Consider the following 20321-nt stretch of genomic DNA (forward strand, 5'->3'; position numbering starts at 1 on the left):
ATCTATAATAAAAACAACTTCACAACATCCTACTATTCTAAGAAATTCGAGGTGCTTATATGGAGACTTCACCACAAGTGATGGGCAAGCTGGAGAAGCCGCGCAAAGTACGCTCGCTGCAAAGCGGAGAGACACTTGCAGGCTGGCTGTTCGTCAGTCCGATGCTCATTGGCGTATGTATTCTCGTTCTGCTCCCGATTGTTGCGACAATCGTGCTCAGCTTCGCCGATTGGAACTTTGTTCAGGGCTGGAAAGGGATCGACTGGGTCGGCTTCGGGAACTTCAAGAAGTTGTTCCACGATGATCAATTTATCCGTTCCGTGCGCAATAACTTTATTTTCTTGTTCGCGGTACCGATTTATATGATTATTTCGATGGTGCTTGCCGTCGTCATTGACCGACATGTTTATTTGAAAAGCTACTTCAAGGTTGCTTACTTCATGCCTTACATCTCCAGTATCGTTGCCGTTGCGATCGTATGGCAGGTTTTGTTCCAGCCGTCCTTTGGCCCTATCAACCAGATTCTGCATACGCTTGGCGTAAGCAATCCGCCGAAATGGATCGCGGATCCGAAGTTTGCGCTTATCTCTATTATGATGATCGTTGTCTGGACCTCCATTGGCTTCAACATGATTATTTACATTGCGGGTTTGCAGTCGATTCCGAAAGATCTTTATGAAGCGGCCGATATCGACGGAGCGAACGGCTGGACCAAATTCGCGCGGATCACGTTCCCGCTGCTATCGCCAACTTCTTTCTTCCTGCTTGTTACCGGCATCATCTCAACGTTTAAAGTATTCGATATTATCGCCGTAATGACGCAAGGCGGGCCGATTGGCTCAACCTCGCTTATGGTTTGGTATTTGTACGATACGGCTTTTGTTAATTTGAAAGTGGGTTATGCGTCGTCCATCGCGGTTATGTTGTTTATTTTCGTCTTGGCCATTACATTCGGACAATGGCTCGCGCAGAAAAAATGGGTTAATTACTAACGGAAGGAGATTACGCTCATGGAGACATCCAAAACTGCTTTCAACTGGCGCAAAGGCGTTCTCACCGTCCTCATGTTTGCCGTCAGTATTTTGTTCCTGCTTCCGTTCATTTGGATGCTGGTTACCTCGTTTAAGATCGAGAAGGACGTCTTTGTTTATCCGATCGAATGGATTCCTCGCCACTGGCATGCGATCGAGAATTACAAGGAAGTGTGGGTGGGAGACTATCCGTTCTGGAAATATTATCTTAATTCGGTTAAGATCGCGGTCATTACGACCTGTATTTCGGCATTATTCTCATCCCTTGCCGCTTACGGCTTCTCGAAGATCAAATTCAAAGGCAGCAACTTTGTGTTCCTGATCGTTCTAGCGACGTATATGGTGCCGAGCCAAGCGATCCTCATCCCGCAGTTTATTTTGTACCGCCAGATTGGACTGTTCGACAGCCATTGGGGTCTGATCATTCTTAGCAGCTTCAGCGTACTTGGCACCTTTATGCTCCGGCAGTTCTTCATGGGCATTCACCAGGAGTATATCGAATCTGCTAAAATAGACGGGGCTAATCATTTCCGGATTTTCTGGAGCATCGCATTCCCGCTCGTGAAGCCGGCGGTTGCGACATACGCCATATTGCGCTTTATCTGGACGTGGAACGACTACCAGAATCCGCTCATCTTCCTCCGGACGGACAGCTTGTTCACCATTCCGCTGGCCATGCAAAAGTTCACGTCGCTTAGCGGTGAATTCTACTCGCTTATTATGGCTGCTGCCGTATCGGCGATCCTGCCGCTTCTGATCGTGTTCATTATCGGTCAAAAAAGCGTGATCGAGGGGATTGCGCTTGGCGGGGTTAAAGGGTAGTGATCATGAAAGCGTTAGCAAGAAAGTCGAATTTGTTGCAATTTAGGTAAAGATAGTTTCATCCTTACCGAATTGCCGCTCACTATAATGAGAACTATCAACATCCTATAACCTTACATTTCCGAGAGGGGCATTTAGAAATGAAAAAGAGATGGGCATCGGGATTGGCGATTAGTTTATTGCTTACCGGGGTACTTGCGGGCTGCGGGAACTCCAATAACAATGATTCGAGCAATGGCAAAAGCAACAATGGAAGCGCAGCGCCATCAACGGAAGCAAGCTCGAACGCAGGCGGCAGTGCCGGCGGCGATCCGGTAAAGTTGCGACTCTACACTTACGGCACGGAGCAAGCCTATAACTGGAAAGCAACGCTTGATGCTTACCATGAGAAGAATCCGAACGTAACCGTGGACCTTGTGCAATTGAGCGAAAAAGGCGATACGCAAGAATCGATGAAAAAGCTGGATTTGGCCGTTGCGTCCGGCGAGCAGATCGACGTCCTGATGTTCAGCGACCCGGCGGGTTATGCGCAACGCGTAGCGCTTGGCATGGCTGCTCCGCTTGATGATTTCCTCGCGAAAGACGGCTACAAGGTAGAAGAGGATTACAAGGTTGACACGCATCTGAACGGCAAAGTTTACGCGTTGCCAGGCAAATTCAACCCTTGGTACGTGCTTCTGAACAAGGACAATCTGGACGAAGCGGGACTTGCGGTTCCGACGGACTGGACTTGGGATGAATACGCGGACTATGCGAAACAGTTGACGAAAGGCGAAGGCGCGACGAAACGTTACGGTACTTATTTCCATGGTCCGCAAAACGGCGGCTGGATGGAATACCTGAAGCTGATGATGGAGAACCAGCCTACCGGTTCCGAATTCCTGAAGGCAGACGGCACGTCCAACCTGGATGATCCTAACTTCAAGAAAACGCTTGAGCTTCGCGTCAAAATGGAGAAAGAGGATAAGTCCTCCGTTCCTTATTCGGATATGATCTCGCAAAAGCTCGCTTACCGTAACCAGTTCTTTAACCAATCGGCAAGCATGCTCACGATCGGCTCTTGGATGAATACGGAAATCGGCGGCACGGACACTTTGCCTCTGACCTTCCACGTAGCGGTTGCGCCATTCCCGAAAAACAACCCTGGCGACCAGTCCGGCATTACGCCGGTAACAACCGACTATGTAGCGGTATCGGAAAGCTCCAAAAACAAGGAAGAAGCTTATAAATTCGTTCGTTGGTACACAACGGAAGGCCAAGTCGTGCAAGGCAAAAACATTCCGGCTTGGAATGGCGTAAGCAACGATCAAGTAGCCGGCATTATCGATACGATTCTTAGCGGCACGAAAAACCCAGAGCTGGTTGATAAAGAAAGCCTGGTTAACACGCTTGTGAACTCGAAAGCGACTGAAATTATTGCTCCGGCTTCCTACCAAGCCGAAGTATACAAAGCGATTAACGAAGAATACGAGAAGTTGATCCTTGGCAACCAAGACATCGACAAGACCGTTGAGAACGCGAAGAAACGCGTGGACGAAATTATTGCGGCGAACAAAAAATAATACGGTATAATGAATAACCAAAGGGGACGGGAGTTACTGTCCCCCTTTTCTTCTCTAAGGGGGGCATCAGGAATGTACCGCATCCGGTCTTATATTCACTCTGTGCGCGGCAAACTTTCGCTTGTGGCGGTTATTTGTATTCTGATTCCCGCGGTGTTAACGATGTTGATCTATAACTCTTTGACACGTGAAGCCGTTGAGCAGCAGGCGAAGGAAAATGCAAACGATTCCATGCAGCTGGTCAACGGCTCGATTAATAATTTGTTCCAAGGCATGCTGAACACCGCAAACTACCTCACCGTTAATTCCGACATGAAATCCAGCTTCATTAAGATGTTTAATGCCGACCTTGATTTCAACGAGAAGTTTACGGCAACCAACCGGATTATGCAGCAGCTGGAGACGTTAACGTATATCGGGGAGAAGAGCTACATTACGATTATTCTGACGAACGGGGAGACGTTCACGAATTATTCCAAGGATGAAGTAGATCCTTTGACCTTTCAGCAAGAGCCGTGGTTCAACAATCTGAAGCAGCTGTCGGGCTTGCAGTCTTATTGGGTCAGCACGTCGCCGACGATTTTCCCTTATGACAAAGTGACAAGTCCATATCAAATTTCGGTGGCGAGGACACTCCGGTTTGACAGCACCCGAATATACGGCTATGTCATTGTTACGATGTTGGAGAACAAATTCAGCAAAATTTTGGGCAGTCTGACGGGTAGTCAAGAGGTATTGCTTGTGGATGGCGACGGGAAGATCTTGTCTTCTCCTCATAAGAATCAAGTGAATCAAACCTTCCATTACAGCAGGCAGATGACGGAGAGAGATCCCCGTGCGGGCTCCTCCATAATTAAAGACGAAGATACGAAACTTCTGCTGACGACGGCGGATTTATCTTTTAATGACTGGCATCTGGTAGCAACGGAGCCTTATCAGGATGCGATCGTGAACATCAGCTCGATTTTTAGCCGGGTATTTCTATTCCAGATCATTTCCTTCATCGCTTTTCTTGTATTGCTGCTGCTCTTAATGAGGCAATTAACGAAGCCGCTCATCAAACTTGGCAAAGTCGCCTCCAGCGTGCAGCGGGGAAATCTGGAAGTTCGTTCGAGTATTCGGGGAGCGGATGAAATCGGGAGATTGGGTTTTCTGTTCGACCAAATGCTAGACCGCATTAAAGAGATGATCAGCGAGGTGTCGCTTACCCAAGCTAGAAAGCGCAAAGCCGAGCTTGCGATGCTGCAGGCGCAGATCAATCCGCATTTTTTATTTAACGTGCTCAATTCGATTCGGATGAAAGTGATGCGCGGCGGCGATCAAGACAGCGCGAAGATGATCGCGTCCTTATCCAAGCTCTTGCGCATGACGATCAGCCGGGACGAAGACGCCATTCTGCTGCATGAAGAGATCGAGCTGCTGACGCATTATGTAGAGCTGATGAATCTTCGTCAGAAGGAAGAAGTCCAACTTGTTGTCGAGGTGGATGTCAATTGCTTTGACATTCTGGTGCCGAGGTTTATTTTGCAGCCGCTCGTCGAGAATGCGCTTATTCACGGTTTGAATCAAAGCGCGGGCATTATCCGGATTGTCGCGCAGCGATCGGATTATTTCCTTGAACTTTCGGTAGAAGATGACGGGATTGGAATAGAGAAAGAAGCATTGGATAGGCTGAGGGCGAGGTTAACCGCTACCGGCATGGAGCCGGTACAGGAAACGGAGCGCTCGAGAGGACCGGGATTGTCCGGCATTGGAGTAACGAATGTAGCGGAGCGGATGCGGATTATGTTTGGCGATGCCTTCCGTATAACCGTTGATAGCGATAGAGGAACAAGAATTATGATGCATATCCCGGTTCGGGAGGAGGGGCGTCCTCATGTATAAAGTGATGCTCGTGGATGACGATTATCCGGTCATTGAGCTGTTATCGGAAGTGGTAGAATGGGAGAAGCTGGGTCTTTCCTTATGCGGCAAACATGAGAATGGCCTCGCGGCTTGGGAACACATGCAGGAGGAAGCGCCGGATATTCTGGTGACGGATATCGGGATGCCGAAGATGGATGGCTTGGAATTGGCGCAAAAAGCAAAAAAATTAAATCCTTCGGTACGGATTGTCATCTTGTCCTGCCATAGCGAATTTCAATATGCCCAGCAGGCGATGCGGCTTGACGTGCAGGATTATTTGCTGAAGGACCAGCTTGATCCGGAGGAATTGGTTGAGCTTCTGCAGAAGTTTAAAACGGGGTTTGACGGCGAACGCCAACTGTTGTCCGAACAAAACCGGATGAAACAAGTGGTTAGCGAAACACAGGTTCTGCGGAAGGAGAAATTGTTCCGCGAATTTGTTCAGCAGCCGCTCATCTCCGCGGAACAATGGCAGCGGGATTTCGGGTCGTACGGGTTATTTCAGCCCGGCGAATTATGTTTGCCGGTAGCCGGATTTATTGAGAGCTACAACATGATAAAACATCGGTTCGACTCGGATCAGACGCTGCATTTTGCCATTAGCAACGTAATGGAGGAGCTGCTGTCAGAACTGCCGCTTCACGCCATTCATATCGGCTACAGCAGCAGACAATCCTTGCTTCTGTTCTCGTTTAAGCCAGGGCTTAAGCAAAATGTATACGATCAAGTGCAAACCAGTCTACAGAAGGTACAGCGGACGCTTGGCCAAGTGCTCAAAATTCAAATGGCCTTCGTGATCGGAACAAGCTGCGACAACCCCCAATTGCTCAAGCAGGCTTTGTGCAATTTGCTGAAAGCGGATGAGCAGCGGTTTTACTTGTCCCGAGGGGAAATCGCCAAATGGCAGAAGGAGGCGGTAACGTCTAATTCTGGCTTGCTTGCTAAGTACGATCAGGCTGCGGCGGAAATCCGGGAAGCACTGGTTGCAAGAGACGGCAAGAAGATTGAATCATTGGCCGGCACGTGGGAGAATCATGTCCGCAGCAAACGGTACACCTCGGAAGAAGTGCGGGATTGGGTGCTGAAGCTGCTTATCGACATGCGCCTGAAGCTTCATGCGATGTTGTTTGCGTCACAGGCGATGACGGCTGAGAAGCTGCACAAAGAAATCGTTAATTTGGATTCGTTATGGGGATTGTTCGAGTGGTTTGGGTCCCAATTGCAATCGTATATTGTTGCCAGAGATTTGCCGGTAAGCAAACGCCGCGAAGTATCCGAAGCTTGCAAATATGTCTCTTTGAATCTAGGCAAACGGATCTCGTTGGAAGAAGTAGCGGCCCATCTGCATATGAATCCAAGTTATTTCAGCCGTTTTTTCAAAAAGGAGACCGGCTTAACCTTTATTGAGTATGTCACCGACCAGAAGATTGAAAGAGCGAAAGAATTGCTCGATCAGACGAATTATTACGTCAGCGAGATTTGCGAGATGCTCGGCTATGATAATCAAAGTTATTTTATTAAGACATTTAAGACGCAGACCGGCTTAACGCCAACCGAATACCGCGGTTAGGAGGAGAGAAAGTTGCGAATCATCGACATTTGGGAGAAAGATGTCCTGGAAGCTTCGCTGGACAATTTGCGTGCGGCAGACAGCCGAATCTACACGTACTCCGGGAACAAGGCGGATTGGAGCGGCATGGCGTCATCCCCCTTGTATGCGGACTTGATTAGGGAGATTCAAGCGGAAGGCGAGAGGTTGCTTGACCGTCCGATTCCCGAGTTGACGCAGGAAATATATGATCTGTTTGAACTGAACGGCAATCGGCTTATTTATGAAGGTCTGTATTTCGAGCGCAGGAGCAGATTGACATCGTTTGCTCTATTGCATTGTCTTTTTCCGGAAATATCCGAATACCGCGGAGCGTTGATAGAGACGATCGAAGCGGTTCTGGAGGAGCAAACCTGGTGCTTGCCGGCTCATATGAGAGGGCAGTCGCTCGAACGCCACATCGATTTGTTTGCATCCGAGACCGGCTTTGCGTTAGCCGAAATATTGGCGATTACGGAATTATCGCTTCCGGCGGCGCTTCGGGAAGCGATGAGCGAGCAGATTGAACGCAGAATCTTTGCCAACTATCTGGACGAACAATATCCGCCGTACCATTGGGAGACCGCCGATCATAACTGGGCCGCGGTATGCGCAGGATCGATTGGTTCGGCAGCGTTGCTGCTGGAGCTGGAGTCAGAGCGCAGAGCCGCGATCATTCACCGCGCTGTAAGGACGATGGACTGTTATTTATCCGGATTTGGAGACGATGGCGCTTGTGCCGAAGGACCGGGCTACTGGAATTATGGCTTTGGATATTTCGTTTATTTTGCCGATCTTCTGAAACGAAGAACCGATGGCAAGGCGGATTTGCTAGATTCCGGGCATGTCAGGACAATCGCAAGCTTTCAGCAAAAAGCGTATCTGGTGCGGAATCGTCCGGCCAACTTCTCGGATGCCGCTCATCATGTAAGCGTAAACATGGGCTTGTCCGATTATTTGGCGACTCAGATAAGCGGAGTCAGTTATGCGCCAATATCTATCCGTGCCGGTTTTACGGACGATCATTGCAGCCGGTTCGCCCACGCTTTGCGCAATCTGGTATGGTATAGGCCGGATGCGCCAAGACAGTTGGACTGGACAAGCGGCAGCTCGTATTTGGCGGATGCCCAGTGGTTAGTATCACGGGTTACTACTACGGCAGGCAGCTTTGGATTTGCCGCCAAAGGCGGCCATAACGATGAGCCCCATAACCATATTGACGTGGGTCACTTTATTCTCATTGCAGATGACGATCCGGCGTTTGCCGTTGATTTAGGGAGCGGGGAGTACACCGCGCAATATTTCGGCGAAGGCAGATACGGCTTTGACTGCAACGGAGCGCAAGGCCATTCTTTGCCTATGGTCAAAGGACAACTTCAATCGGTTGGAAGAACAAGAGCAGCAGTCGTCCGGCAGGTGGAAAACGGCGAGCTGGAAGACCGGTTCGAGCTTGATATGGCTGCTTGTTACCCAGGCAGCGGACTTGCTTCCTGCGATCGCAAGTTCACTTGGCGCAAAGCGGGTCTTGTTCCGGAGCTTGATCTGACGGATACGTTCCAATTCCATGAAGAGGGCGGACCGATTACGGAAGTGATCGTGAGCAAATGTAAACCGGTCGTATTGGCGGAAGGTCGCATTGCACTGACGGGCAGCCGGCATACCGCGATATTGTCGTATGAACCTCGTCTGCTGGACGTTTCCTATGAAGAACGGTTCTACTCTAATCATTCAGGCGAGCAAGAAAGCTATTATCGCATATCCCTTCATTCGACAGACGTTACATCCTTGAATCATGCCTTTAATCTGAATTTCAAATTTCAAGCATAGGTGGAATCATATATGACGATAAATACGACTGCTGCAACTCAGCTTGAAACGGCACCATGGGTGAATGAAGCTTGGAATCAAACGGTGCAAAAAGTGCTGCGAACGAGCGCTCGCATTGGCGCGGAATTTCCGCATGCCAGCCAAGGCGGCCAATATGTGCTGGAAGCGACGCATTGGTGGACGGCAGGTTTCTGGCCGGGTTTGCTATGGCTTCTGCATGAAGGAGAGGGGAATGCCGATCTGCCTTTCCGCCGGATTGCGGAAGAATGCGAGCTCAAGCTCGATGAGGTGCTGGACGGTTATGACCGACTCGACCATGATATCGGATTTATGTGGACGCTAACTAGCGTGATTAATTATAAGCAATATGGCGGGGAGTTATCCAAGAGAAGAGCGCTGAAAGCAGCCAACTATTTGATGGGGCGCTTTAATCTCAAAGGCAATTTCATCCGCGCGTGGAACCCATGGAGCGCCGGGGAGGACAACAGCGGCTGGGCGATTATCGATTGCGCGATGAACGTGCCGCTTCTGCAATGGGCAACCAAAGAGACGGGCGACGTTAGATACAAGCAAGTGGCGGAAGCCCATATGGAAACGGTAAGGAACCATTTTATTCGCAAAGACGGTTCGGTTCGCCATATTGTAAGATTCGACCCGCAGACTGGCGAAGTGGCGGAATATATTGGCGGACAAGGTTACGGACCGGAATCTGCCTGGTCAAGGGGAACGGCATGGGCGGTATATGGCTTGACTTTGGCGGCCAAGCACGCAGGCAGTCAGGAACTGCTGGACACGGCCAAACAGGTATCCCATTTCTTCTTGTCGCAGCTGCCTGAAGACAGCGTGCCGGTATGGGACTTCCGCGCGCCGGAAGAGACGAAAGCGCTGCGCGATTCCTCGGCGGGTGCTTGCGCGGCATGCGGCTTGCTGCTGCTGTCCGAGCTGGTGCCGTCCGCTGAAGCGGCCGGTTACCGCAGCGCCGGCGAGCGGATTCTGAGATCGTTGTATGAGAACTACGGGGCGTTTGGCCAAGACGAGGAAGAAGGACTTATTTTGCACGGGACGAGCCATTATCCGGAACGCAAAAACATGGACGTACCGCTTATTTACGGCGATTATTTCTTCGTGGAAGGATTGGCGCGTCTTAGAGGAGACGTCACTATCCCATGGGAGTAAAGCTGCCGATTGCGGATAACCCGCTCTGCAGCAAAGCGGACTTGGAGCGGGCGTTCAGACAGTTAACCAAACCGCTATTGCCTTATTATTCAGCGGGCGGAGCACGGCTGGAGCTGCCTGGATCGGGTGCGGGCCAATCGCCTGACATTAGCCAGATGGAAGGTTTCTCGCGGATTATTTGGGGGCTGGCGCCACTTGCGGCAGGCAGTGGGCATGTTGACGAAGACTTGCTGCAGCTAGTCCTAAGAGGAATAACCAACGGAACGAATCCGGGGCACAAGGAATATTGGGGGATACCTGCAGATTATGATCAGCGTTTAGTGGAGATGGCTTCTCTCGGTCTCGCTTTAGCGATTGCTCCCCACCGCATGTGGGAACCGCTCAGCGCGGAGGCGAAGCAGCATTTCTATGACTGGCTGAATCAGATTAACTCGCTTAAGGTTCATGATTGCAACTGGCTGTTTTTCCACGTACTCGTCAATGTAGGCTTCTATAAGCTTGGCCTCCCGTATGCGAAGGAGCAGCTTGAAGCGAATCTGGACCGGCTGGAACAGTTTTATTTGGAGGATGGCTGGTATGAGGATGGGACGAACGGTCACAGCGATTATTACGTCCCGCTTGCATTCCATTATTGCGGACTGATTTATGCGGCTCTGATGAAGGAAGAAGATCCGAAACGGTCCGCGCGCTTCGAGGAACGTGCTGCCTTGTTTGCGGGGCAATTTGCGAATTGGTTCACGGAAGACGGGAGAGCTGTTCCGTATGGGCGAAGCTTGACTTATCGTTTTGCCCAAGGAGCGGTATGGGGGGCGTATGCGTTTGCCGGTGTACAGCCTTTCGAACTTGGAGTCATAAAGGGATTGTACATGCGTCATCTCCGCTGGTGGCTTCGCCAGCCGATATTTTCGCCGGATGGCTTATTAACGGTAGGTTACCGCTATCCGAATCTAATTATGGCCGAAAACTATAATGCGCCGGGCTCCGTTTATTGGGCGTTTAAAGCTTTTCTGCCGCTGGCTTTGCCGGATGATCATCCGTTCTGGTTGGCGGAAGAGCTTCCGTTGCCGGAGCTAACCGATGTGTCCGTCCAACATGCGCCGCATGTGGTTATCTGCAGAGACAACAACCGCGACCATGTTGCCGCCTTTAATGCCGGACACCGGAGTACTAACGATCATACCCATTCATCGGCCAAATACGAAAAGTTTGTTTATTCCGCATCCTTTGGTTTCAGTGTTCCCCGTGCGGAATGGGGGTTGTCCCAAGGAGCTTACGACTCCATGCTCGCCTTGAGTGAAGGAGACAACCTATACCGCGTTCGCCGGAACAACGAGGCAACAAACTTGGACGGCGATGTGCTGACTTCCATATGGAAACCTTGGCGGGATGTAACGGTGACGACTCATTTAATTGCCGGATTGCCTTGGCATGTCAGAATTCACCGGATCGAAACGGCGAGAGCTCTGGATGCGGCAGAAGGAGGTTTTGCCCTTCCGCTTGACGCGTCGCTGTCCGTCAGTGAAACAACCGGCAGCGTATGTGGCCTGACCGGCTTTGGAGGCAGCGGAATTACAAGCCTAATAGGTTATGAACGAGCGGAATGGATTTCTGTCCAGGCGAATACGAATCTGATGCATGAGCGGACGGCCATTCCAACGCTTCAAACAAAGCTGCAACCCGGCTTGCATCTATTAATAATCGCCGTGTACGGAGAACCGGGAGCTCAAGAACCGGTTAATCCGGATGGCTGGCGCCAACGAGTCCAAGTCTATTTGGAAGGTAATCGGGTGCGGGCAGTCAGTCCGTTAGGCAAGGAGATCATCGTTGCTGTATAAAAGATGAACCGCAACCGCCCAAGCTGCATACGCTATTGGCAGAAGCCTACCTGGGGGAGTGCCAATGAAAAGCATCACAGCATCAGCTGGCCGCAGGCCATCCATAACGACCTTTGTACTAGTCCTTTATGTGCTTCTTGTAGTGTTATTGTTCTTCTGCTTTTAATCACAAAAAAACGGCCGTGCGGATCAATCGCACGGCCGTTTCTCGTCTCCCCCGAATGGACGGAGCATTTAAATGATTCTGGAGAAACGAAGTGTTCGCTTTTGTGAAGGGATTCCCTCCATTCCAAATTCAATTAGAAGGAATCCTTGAGCAATGGCGATCGGAAGAACATTTTAATGCGCAGTTCCCAGAATGCTTTGTTTAAATGCTCCGTCCTTAAAAACCTTATTAGCCTTTATGTGCTTCTTGTTGTTTTATTGTTTTCTGCTTCTAATAAAAAAACGGCCGTGCGGATCAATCGCACGGCCGTTTCTCGTCTCCCCCGAATGGACGGAGCATTTAAATGATTCTGGAGAAACGAAGTGTTCGCTTTTGCTCAGGGATTCCCTCCATTCCAAATTCAATTAGAAGGAATCCCTGAGCAATGGCGATCGGAAGAACATTTAAATGCTCAGTTCCCAGAATGTTATGTTTAAATGCTCTGTTTAAATGCTCTGTTTAAATGCTCTGTTTAAATGCTCCGTCCTTAAAAACCTATATATTGAGGCTCTTCATTCTCAAGCTCTTGGACGCGCGCGGCTACTTGATCAACGATCGTTTGCGTTTGCTGGGCAGCCTGCTCGAACATTTGCTTAGCCGATTTGTTCTCCGTCGACAGAGCGAACTGCTCCAGGCTTGCTTGCGCGCTTTTCAGAGAAGCGACGCATGTTTTTACATCGGATGCTACGGTCATCTCTAACACCTCCCTCACGAACTTGAACTGGCAACAAAACTAATATGGCAGGCTTTGACTTTTGCCATCCATGGAAATAAAATCCACATGTTCCTGAACCATTTTCCTGCTGTGGAAAATGGTTATTCGTGTTGTTGTGGGCTTTTTGACAAATAATCTTAACGTAGAAACAAGCGACAGGGGGATAAGCATTGTGCAGGACTGGTTAGAGATCACTCTACGCACCTTACTGTCGATATTTGTTCTTTTCCTGCTTACGAAGCTCGTAGGGAAGCGGCAAATATCCCAGCTTTCATTTTTCGAATACATTACCGGTATTTCGATCGGCAACCTGGCTGCTTACGTATCGCTTGATCTGGAAGCGACTTGGTATCTGGGACTGATCTCTCTAGGCGTCTGGGTTGCCGTTTCCGTCGTTATCGAGTTCCTACAATTAAAGAGCAAGCGTGCCCGCGACTTGATCGACAGCAAAGCGACGGTTCTCGTGAAAGGCGGCAAAGTGCTGGAGGATAACCTCAAGAAGGAACGGTTAACTACCGATGAGCTGCTGGAGCAGCTGCGCAAGAAAGACATCTTTCGTCTGGCGGACGTCGAGTTCGCCATTATGGAGCCAAGCGGAGATCTTAGCGTGCTGCTGACCAGGGAAAATCAACCGATCACCCCTGCGCATCTCGGCATCAAGGTTGCGCCCGAGCATGAGCCTCAGACGGTCATCATGGACGGCAAAATTATGGACGAGCCTTTGTCCACGATCGGACTAAACCGCAGATGGCTTGCTACGGAGCTCGAGAAAATCGGCGTAACACCCGACAATGTGTTTATCGGACAAGTAGATGCGTACCGTCAGCTCTACGTCGATCTGTTTGACGATCATATCAAGGTTCCGCAGCCGCAGCTCAAAGCCGAGTTGTATGCTCAGCTCAAAAAAATCGAAGCAGACCTCGAACTATTCGGACTGTCGACGAAAAACACGGATGCCAAACATATGTACGAGCGATGCGCCCAAGAAATGCGGCAGGTTATTACGGAGATGAAGCCGCTGCTCCATCACTGATTCGATGATTCAATACTGGAGGAGGCATGTATCATGTCGAGCAAGAACAAGAAGTTCACGCCTGTTCAGCAGGAATACCAGGCATTAGCCAAAAAACACGAGCCTAAAAGGCCGCTATTGATGAACTGTTTGAAAGCTTTTCTCGTTGGCGGATTAATTTGCATTATTGGCCAAGCCATTCAGGAAATGTTCGTGCATTGGGCAGGCTTCGACGAGAAGAAGGCCAGCAATCCAACCGTTGCGGTTATGATCATGCTCTCCGTTATTCTGACGAGCTTGGGGGTCTACGATAAAATCGCCCAATGGGCGGGGGCAGGATCGGCCGTTCCCGTAACCGGCTTCGCGAACACGATGTCTTCCGCCGCGATCGAGCACCGGAGCGAAGGGCTGGTACTGGGCGTAGGCGGCAAAATGTTCAAAATTTCCGGCCCCGTTATCGTATTTGGCGTAGTGGCGGCTTTTGTTGTTGGCATCGTCCACCTGATCTTTAACCCGGACGCCGTTGGAGGAGGGCATTAATTATGCTGAAAGGCCATCAAAGCTGGCTTTTTGAAAATAATCCCGTCATTGCAGGAGCCGCTGCTATCGTTGGCCCGTTCGAAGGGCAAGGCCCTCTGGCGCAAGATTTCGATATCGTTCACGGCGATCTTAGGCTTGGTCAGGACAGCTGGGAGAAGGCCGAACGGACCTTGCTCGAAGAAGCGGCTAACCTGGCGATCGAGAAAGCGCAGATTACGAAGGAATCCATCAACTTCCTGATTGGCGGCGACTTGATGAACCAGATCATCAGCTCGACCTTTGCCGCAAGAACGCTTCAAATCCCATACATCGGCGTATTTGGCGCCTGCTCAACTTCTATGGAAAGCCTTGCGATTGCGGCAAACCTGGTGAATTCCAAATCGGCCAAATATGCGATGGCGAGCGCCTGCAGCCACAATGCCACTGCCGAGAAGCAATTCCGTTACCCGACGGAATACGGCTCGCAAAAACCGCCGACGGCGCAGTTCTCGGTAACGGGCGCAGGCGTGAGCATCGTGACCGAACAAGGCAAAGGCCCGTTTGTCACTTCAGCCACGATGGGCCGGGTTGTGGATATGGGAATTACGGATCCGTTTAACATGGGAGCGGCAATGGCGCCGGCGGCAGTCGATACGATTCAAGCCCATTTCCGTGATTTGCGCATCGAACCCGGTTATTATGATCTGATTGTAACGGGTGATTTATCCAAGGTTGGTTATGCGATTGCCAATGAGCTGTTCGAGAAACATAAGTTTCCGATTCACCAGACCGTCTACAAGGATTGCGGCATGATGATGTACGACTACGAGAAACAGAAGGTACAAGCCGGAGCCAGCGGCTGCGGCTGTTCGGCAACGGTCACTTACGGCCATTTGCTACGGCGCCTGCGCGAGAAGGAATTGAACCGGATTTTGGTCGTTGCGACCGGCGCTTTATTGTCTCCGATCTCATTCCAGCAAGGCGAGACGATTCCATGTATCGCGCATGCGGTTTCCATCGAAAACGAGGTGAGGCAGCAATGATTTTTTTATGGGCATTTCTCATTGGCGGCGCGATTTGCGTGCTTGGCCAAATCTGCTTTGATGTGTTCAAGCTGACGCCGGCCCACACGATGACGTTGCTCGTTGTGCTTGGGGCGATCGGAGACGGCGTTGGCATCTATGACCCGCTGATCAAGTTTGCCGGCGCCGGCGCTTCCATTCCGATTACTAGCTTCGGGAATGCGCTCGTTCACGGCGCTTTGGACGAGATGCAGAAGACGGGCTGGATTGGCATTATTACGGGCATCTTCAAAGTAACAAGCGCCGGGGTTTCCGCCGCGATCATCTTCTCCTTCATCGCTGCGTTGTTTGTGAAGCCAAAAGGATAAATTGTACGAATGAAGCCGCATGCCTCGCGCCTGCGGTTTTTTGTAGCGCGCCTGCTTGCGCATTTCAACCATTCATACATATCCTTTCTTCCATTTACAAATAATGTACATAGCTTGTGTACCTATAAAGGAGTGTAACGTTATGGCCGTAAAAAGCGCTGGAGGCGGCAAATACCGCAAAATGTCCATGTCGCCAAAAGAATATCAAGCTTTTGCCAAATCACGCGAACCGTCGCGTTCCATATTCGGCAATTGCATTCGCGCCTTTCTTGTGGGCGGCACGATCTGCTTGTTAGGTCAGGCGATCCAGCAGCTCTTTATCCATCTGGCCGGGATGAAGCCGCAGGAGGCGAGCAATCCGACGGTAGCCGTGCTTATTATTCTTTCCGTCATCCTGACTTGCGCTGGCGTCTATGACAAAATCGCGCAGTGGGCCGGCGCCGGTTCCGCCGTTCCGGTTACCGGGTTCGCCAACTCCATGTGTTCGGCAGCTTTGGAACATCGCAGCGAAGGGCTTGTTCTTGGCGTAGGCGGCAATATGTTCAAGCTGGCCGGGTCGGTTATCGTGTTTGGCACGGTTGCGGCCTTTTTTGTCGGCATCGCTCATCTGATCTTTGGTACGGGTGGTGCTCATTAACGATGCTGCAAGGAAAACAAACATGGAAGTTTGAGAACCGTCCGGTCATTATCGGGGCGGCTACCGTTGTAGGTCCCGATGAAGGGGACGGTCCGCTTGCCGCGGATTTTGATCTGGTGCATCCGGAGCTGGACATGCAGCAGAAAAGCTGGGAAAAAGCCGAGCGGCTGCTGCTTGAGCAAGCGTCGGAGTTTGCGCTGAATAATGCTGGCATTGCCAAAGAGCAGCTGCAATTTTATGTCGGCGGGGACCTGATGAATCAAATTATAAGCAACAGCTTTGCGGCAAGAACGTTAGGCGTGCCCAATATCGGCGTATTTGGCGCCTGCTCCACGTCAATGGAGTCGCTGGCGCTTGCGTCCTTGATGGTCAATTCGGGGGCCGGTCAATATGTGATCGCAGCAACTTGCAGCCACAACTGCACGGCCGAGAAGCAATTCCGTTACCCAACGGAATACGGCTCGCAGAAGCCGCCGACGGCGCAATATACGGTAACCGGCGCCGGCGCCGCCGTTGTTGCGGCATCCGGCGAAGGCCCGGTTGTGGAATACGCGACGATCGGGAAGGTTGTCGACCTTGGAATCAAAGATCCATTCAATATGGGAGCGGCGATGGCGCCAGCGGCCGTGGATACAATCCAAGCGCATTTCAACGATACCGGCCGGACGCCGAAAGATTATGATCTGATCGTCACGGGCGATCTGGCCAGCGTTGGCCATCCGCTCGCTAAGGAGCTCTTAATGCGTGACGGCGTGCCGATGGATGACACGACGTTTAAAGACTGCGGGTTAATGGTGTATGACGTGAACCGGCAGAAGGTACAAGCAGGGGGAAGCGGTTGCGGCTGCTCCGCTGTTGTTACTTACGGCCATATCTTGAAGAAAGTCGCCAAGGGAGAGCTGAAACGCGTGTTGATTTGCGCAACCGGCGCGTTGTTGTCCCCGCTTTCCTTCCAACAGGGAGAGAGCATTCCTTGTATCGCGCATGCCGTTGCGATCAGCGGCGGAAAGGAGTAAGCAGAAGATGCAATTTCTATGGGCTTTTGTAGTAGGCGGAGCGATTTGCGTCGTTGGCCAACTGATGTTTGACGTTGTCAAGTTAACCCCTGCGCATACGATGGCTACGCTTGTTGTGGTGGGGGCTATTGTTGACGGGATCGGCTGGTATGAACCGCTTGTTGATTTTGCCGGAGCAGGCGCAACCGTCCCGATTACAAGCTTCGGTAATGCGCTTGTACATGGAGCGCTTACCGAGCTTGAGAATTCCGGCTGGATTGGCGTCATCTCGGGCATATTCAAAGTGACAAGCGCGGGCATATCCGCCGCGATTATATTCTCTTTCCTGGCGGCGCTAGTCGTTCGTCCGAAGGGATAAATAGGAAGAGGTGTCCCTTAAGTCATGAAATGAAGATGACGATGGGACACCTCTTTTTTATTTTTTACCCGAAATCAATCGCGTCACTTGAATAATCAGCTTCAGGAATAAGCCGTTTTGCGGGAAGGCCAGATAACGGGGCTCCCACGCAGGATCAAATTTGTCCTTGAACTTTCGGATGCCTTGAAACCCGTAGAAATGGCTTCCTTTCAGGAATACCCATCTTGCTAGCTGCTCTCCCCGGTAGGCGTAGACCGATTCCCCAACGCTTGCGAGAGGCGCCATTCCCAAATTAAATACTTCGTACCCTTCGGATTTAGCCCATTGAAGCAAATGAACGAACAAGACATCCATTACGCCGCTAAGTCCGTCCCGATGGCGCATCAAATCTATGGAGATTGATTTGTGGTTGTCGTACACGGGCATGATGCTGGCAAAAGCGGCAACCCGGCCATCGTTATCCCGTAGAACGGCGACAGGTGCCAGCTCCAGATAAGCTTCATTATAGCTGCCAAGCGAAAAGCCTTTTTCCTTGTCCTCATCCAGCCATTCATCGGATACTTCCTTCAGCTCGGCAAGCAGCTTGGTTGAGAAAGGCGGCTTCAGGATGTCGAACGTAAAGCCGTTCCGTTCATATTTGTTGCAGGCTGACCGCAAGTCCGCTTTGCGCCTTCCTGACAGTTGGAATTTATCCAACTCGACAACAGCTTCTTCGCCAAGCTTGAAGAATCGGTAGCCGTATTCGTGATAGACCGGCAATTGATCCGCTTTGACCTGGTAAAAGACGGCCGTAGCCGCGTAACGGTCCGCATAATCCCGGAACTGTCTGACGAGTTGCCGTATGGACGCCGGATCGCCGATCGGGTCGCCGAGCGCAACGAGTATTTTGCCGATGCGGCCATAGGCAAGCACCGCTTTATGGTCGGGCGTCCACATGAAGCTTTTGTCCCCCATGTAGAGCAGATGGGTGAGATAATTGCCGGGATGCTGCTCGAGCAGCCGTTGCAGCTTCTCCCAATCCTGCGGCCCCGGCGGCGGGGCGGGAGGAAGGCTTGGCACAAAGATTCGTCTCACCGTAAGCAGAATCCAGCTCACCGTTAGGGCAACAATGCCTTCCCGCAGCAGATCTTCGTCTTTCAGCGTATAGCGTTCATACCATTTGGCATGGTGAAGTAGCCCTGGCGGAAGCTCGTTGGTGGATAATCCGAGAGAAAGATAGAGCACCATAACGATCAGCGAAATGGCTGCCCATCCGATTGTTTTGCGCAAGGTGAAGATGGCCTCTTTCCGGTTGAATCTGTCCTTGGAGAGCCATAAGAGCAAGCACACAAACAGCAGGAAGATCGCTTCTTCGTACTCGAAGCCCTTCAGAATTAGAGCGAATGTCCCGCCAATGAGCAGGACCATAGCAAGAAAATAAGCCCGTTTGACGCGGAAACGGATGCCTTCGGACACCATCAGCATAAGCAGGCCGATGAGGACGGCCAGCTGATGGGAGCCCTTCATCGTAAATGGCGTAACGAATTGCTCGAGCAGATGCATCCGGTGCCAGCTGCCCGGCGTGGCGGATGATAGCAACAGCAGAATGCCGCTTATGAACACGAGCGCCGACAGCGCCCATGTGCTGATATCGCTAAGTACCGCAGATTGGCTAGGCCAATTCCACACCGTATGCCAGCGTTTGATGGCCGGCTTCAACACTTGCTCCTGCGTTTGTGTCCACCGTTCCTTGCCCGGTATCCATTCCGTTGTGGCTAGCGCTAATCCGGCTGCCCATGGCAGGAAGCAATAAAAGATCCGGTAGAGCACAAGTACGGCTAGCCCTTGATCCGGCGATAAGCCAAGATGCTGGAAAGCAAGCAGGACGATGGCGTCGAAGGAGCCTAGACCGCTTGGCACAAAGCTTGCCACGCCGGCAACGGCGGCAACGACAAAGATGCTCATCGCTTCCCGCAGTCCGATATCCAGGTGCATCAAATGGACGATCAGCCAGAAGGACAAACCGGCCATCAGCCACTCCGCAAACGATGTCGCGATCATGCGAAGAACCGGAGGTTTCGATAAAGACAATTCCTCCTCCTGCTCCTTATCGGCCAGTCCAAGCAAATTCCGCAGCCGGGGCAATCTGCCGAGCGAGGCGAAGATCACAACATAGGCCGCGATTAGAATGACAGCCAGATACAGCCACAGATGATGGGCAAGCAGGCTATGGTCATTCCATATGCCCGCGAGCAGCATAATGGCCAGAATGGACAAGCCGGTCAGCGCCGACAACGATTGATACACCAGCGACCGGAGCCAGGCTGGCCCTTGAAGTCCCCATTTGCGGTAAAGCGTGACACGGAGGCCTGCGCCGGTTAATCCTGCAAATCCCATAGCGTTGTTGAAGGAATTGGCGATCCAGCTAATTTTGAATACGGCCGTCTTAGGCACTCGAGCCTGATTCCATTTGATTAATAGAAAGTCATACCCGGACATGACCGCTACCGCAAGGAAACATATTGCGGCAAGCTGGATATGGTCGATCCAGTGCAGATGCTTCAGCAAATGCAAGGCGGCTGCCGGTTTGATTTCTTTGATGAAACCGCTTGTTTGGGTGTACAGGAAGAGAAGAATGGCGACGGGGAGCAGCAGTTTGAATACATTTTTGAACCGGTTAGTAAAGCGGGATAGATGATTCAGCAAACGTTTGGCACCTTCTTACGGGAATGTTTTACTCGAAC

At 51.2% G+C, this 20321-nt stretch carries 17 protein-coding genes; 15 read left to right on the plus strand and 2 right to left on the minus strand.

The genetic code is table 11. The features are described 5' to 3' along the window. The first annotated feature begins 59 nt into the window (after positions 1 to 59). From QQK89_RS05815 to QQK89_RS05850, 8 genes are all read left to right on the plus strand, one after another. Positions 60 to 992, plus strand: coding sequence for a carbohydrate ABC transporter permease (locus tag QQK89_RS05815; RefSeq protein WP_284237541.1), 933 nt, complete (start codon positions 60 to 62; stop codon positions 990 to 992). 18 nt (positions 993 to 1010) lie between these two features. Next, complete coding sequence (locus QQK89_RS05820; protein ID WP_284237542.1) at positions 1011 to 1853, plus strand: carbohydrate ABC transporter permease; 843 nt, start codon at positions 1011 to 1013, stop codon at positions 1851 to 1853. A gap of 140 nt (positions 1854 to 1993) precedes the next feature. Continuing rightward, complete coding sequence (locus tag QQK89_RS05825) at positions 1994 to 3415, plus strand: ABC transporter substrate-binding protein (protein ID WP_284237543.1); 1422 nt, start codon at positions 1994 to 1996, stop codon at positions 3413 to 3415. A gap of 72 nt (positions 3416 to 3487) precedes the next feature. Further along, positions 3488 to 5299, plus strand: a complete 1812-nt coding sequence (locus QQK89_RS05830) for a sensor histidine kinase (protein WP_284237544.1) — start codon at positions 3488 to 3490, stop codon at positions 5297 to 5299. Further along, complete coding sequence (locus QQK89_RS05835) at positions 5292 to 6890, plus strand: response regulator transcription factor (protein ID WP_284237545.1); 1599 nt, start codon at positions 5292 to 5294, stop codon at positions 6888 to 6890. The genes QQK89_RS05830 and QQK89_RS05835 overlap by 8 nt, the downstream gene beginning before the upstream one ends. A gap of 12 nt (positions 6891 to 6902) precedes the next feature. Beyond that, positions 6903 to 8735: a hypothetical protein gene (locus tag QQK89_RS05840; protein ID WP_284237546.1), complete on the plus strand. Its 1833-nt coding sequence runs from the start codon at positions 6903 to 6905 to the stop codon at positions 8733 to 8735. A gap of 12 nt (positions 8736 to 8747) precedes the next feature. Then, positions 8748 to 9911, plus strand: coding sequence for a glycoside hydrolase family 88 protein (locus tag QQK89_RS05845; protein WP_284237547.1), 1164 nt, complete (start codon positions 8748 to 8750; stop codon positions 9909 to 9911). Continuing rightward, entirely contained in the window at positions 9902 to 11746 is a 1845-nt protein-coding gene (locus QQK89_RS05850; protein WP_284237548.1) for a DUF2264 domain-containing protein, read from the plus strand. The genes QQK89_RS05845 and QQK89_RS05850 overlap by 10 nt, the downstream gene beginning before the upstream one ends. A 692-nt stretch (positions 11747 to 12438) precedes the next feature. On the opposite strand, the gene QQK89_RS05855 is transcribed toward QQK89_RS05850, so the two are convergent. Beyond that, the gene (locus QQK89_RS05855; protein WP_284237549.1) at positions 12439 to 12645 is read right to left on the minus strand and encodes a DUF1657 domain-containing protein; all 207 of its coding nucleotides are present in this window, start codon (positions 12643 to 12645) and stop codon (positions 12439 to 12441) included. Between the two features lie 193 nt (positions 12646 to 12838). Between QQK89_RS05855 and QQK89_RS05860 the strand changes: the two genes are divergently transcribed. From QQK89_RS05860 to spoVAE (QQK89_RS05890), 7 genes are all read left to right on the plus strand, one after another. Beyond that, on the plus strand, positions 12839 to 13699 hold the full coding sequence (locus tag QQK89_RS05860; protein ID WP_284237550.1) for a DUF421 domain-containing protein: 861 nt from the start codon (positions 12839 to 12841) through the stop codon (positions 13697 to 13699). Between the two features lie 33 nt (positions 13700 to 13732). Then, positions 13733 to 14218 carry a stage V sporulation protein AC gene (spoVAC, locus tag QQK89_RS05865; protein ID WP_434481627.1) on the plus strand — a complete coding sequence of 162 codons (486 nt, stop codon included), beginning with the start codon at positions 13733 to 13735 and terminating at the stop codon, positions 14216 to 14218. A gap of 2 nt (positions 14219 to 14220) precedes the next feature. Next, entirely contained in the window at positions 14221 to 15240 is a 1020-nt protein-coding gene (spoVAD, locus tag QQK89_RS05870) for a stage V sporulation protein AD (RefSeq protein WP_284237551.1), read from the plus strand. Beyond that, positions 15237 to 15587, plus strand: coding sequence for a stage V sporulation protein AE (gene spoVAE / locus QQK89_RS05875; protein ID WP_284237552.1), 351 nt, complete (start codon positions 15237 to 15239; stop codon positions 15585 to 15587). Before spoVAD (QQK89_RS05870) ends, spoVAE (QQK89_RS05875) begins: the two co-directional genes overlap by 4 nt. A gap of 142 nt (positions 15588 to 15729) precedes the next feature. Continuing rightward, positions 15730 to 16224 (plus strand): stage V sporulation protein AC, encoded by a 495-nt coding sequence (gene spoVAC / locus QQK89_RS05880; RefSeq protein ID WP_284237553.1) that lies wholly within the window; start codon positions 15730 to 15732, stop codon positions 16222 to 16224. Positions 16225 to 16226: 2 nt separating this feature from the next. Next, the gene (spoVAD, locus tag QQK89_RS05885; protein ID WP_284237554.1) at positions 16227 to 17240 is read left to right on the plus strand and encodes a stage V sporulation protein AD; all 1014 of its coding nucleotides are present in this window, start codon (positions 16227 to 16229) and stop codon (positions 17238 to 17240) included. Positions 17241 to 17247: 7 nt separating this feature from the next. Beyond that, a complete protein-coding gene (gene spoVAE, locus QQK89_RS05890) occupies positions 17248 to 17598 on the plus strand; it encodes a stage V sporulation protein AE (RefSeq protein WP_284237555.1) in 351 nt (116 codons plus the stop codon). Between the two features lie 57 nt (positions 17599 to 17655). Here spoVAE (QQK89_RS05890) and mprF read toward each other — a convergent pair whose 3' ends face one another. Continuing rightward, a complete protein-coding gene (gene mprF, locus QQK89_RS05895) occupies positions 17656 to 20283 on the minus strand; it encodes a bifunctional lysylphosphatidylglycerol flippase/synthetase MprF (protein ID WP_284237557.1) in 2628 nt (875 codons plus the stop codon). Between the last annotated feature and the right edge of the window lie 38 nt (positions 20284 to 20321).

Source organism: Paenibacillus glycanilyticus, assembly GCF_030161375.1.
Taxonomy (GTDB): Bacteria; Bacillota; Bacilli; order Paenibacillales; family Paenibacillaceae; genus Pristimantibacillus; species Pristimantibacillus glycanilyticus_B.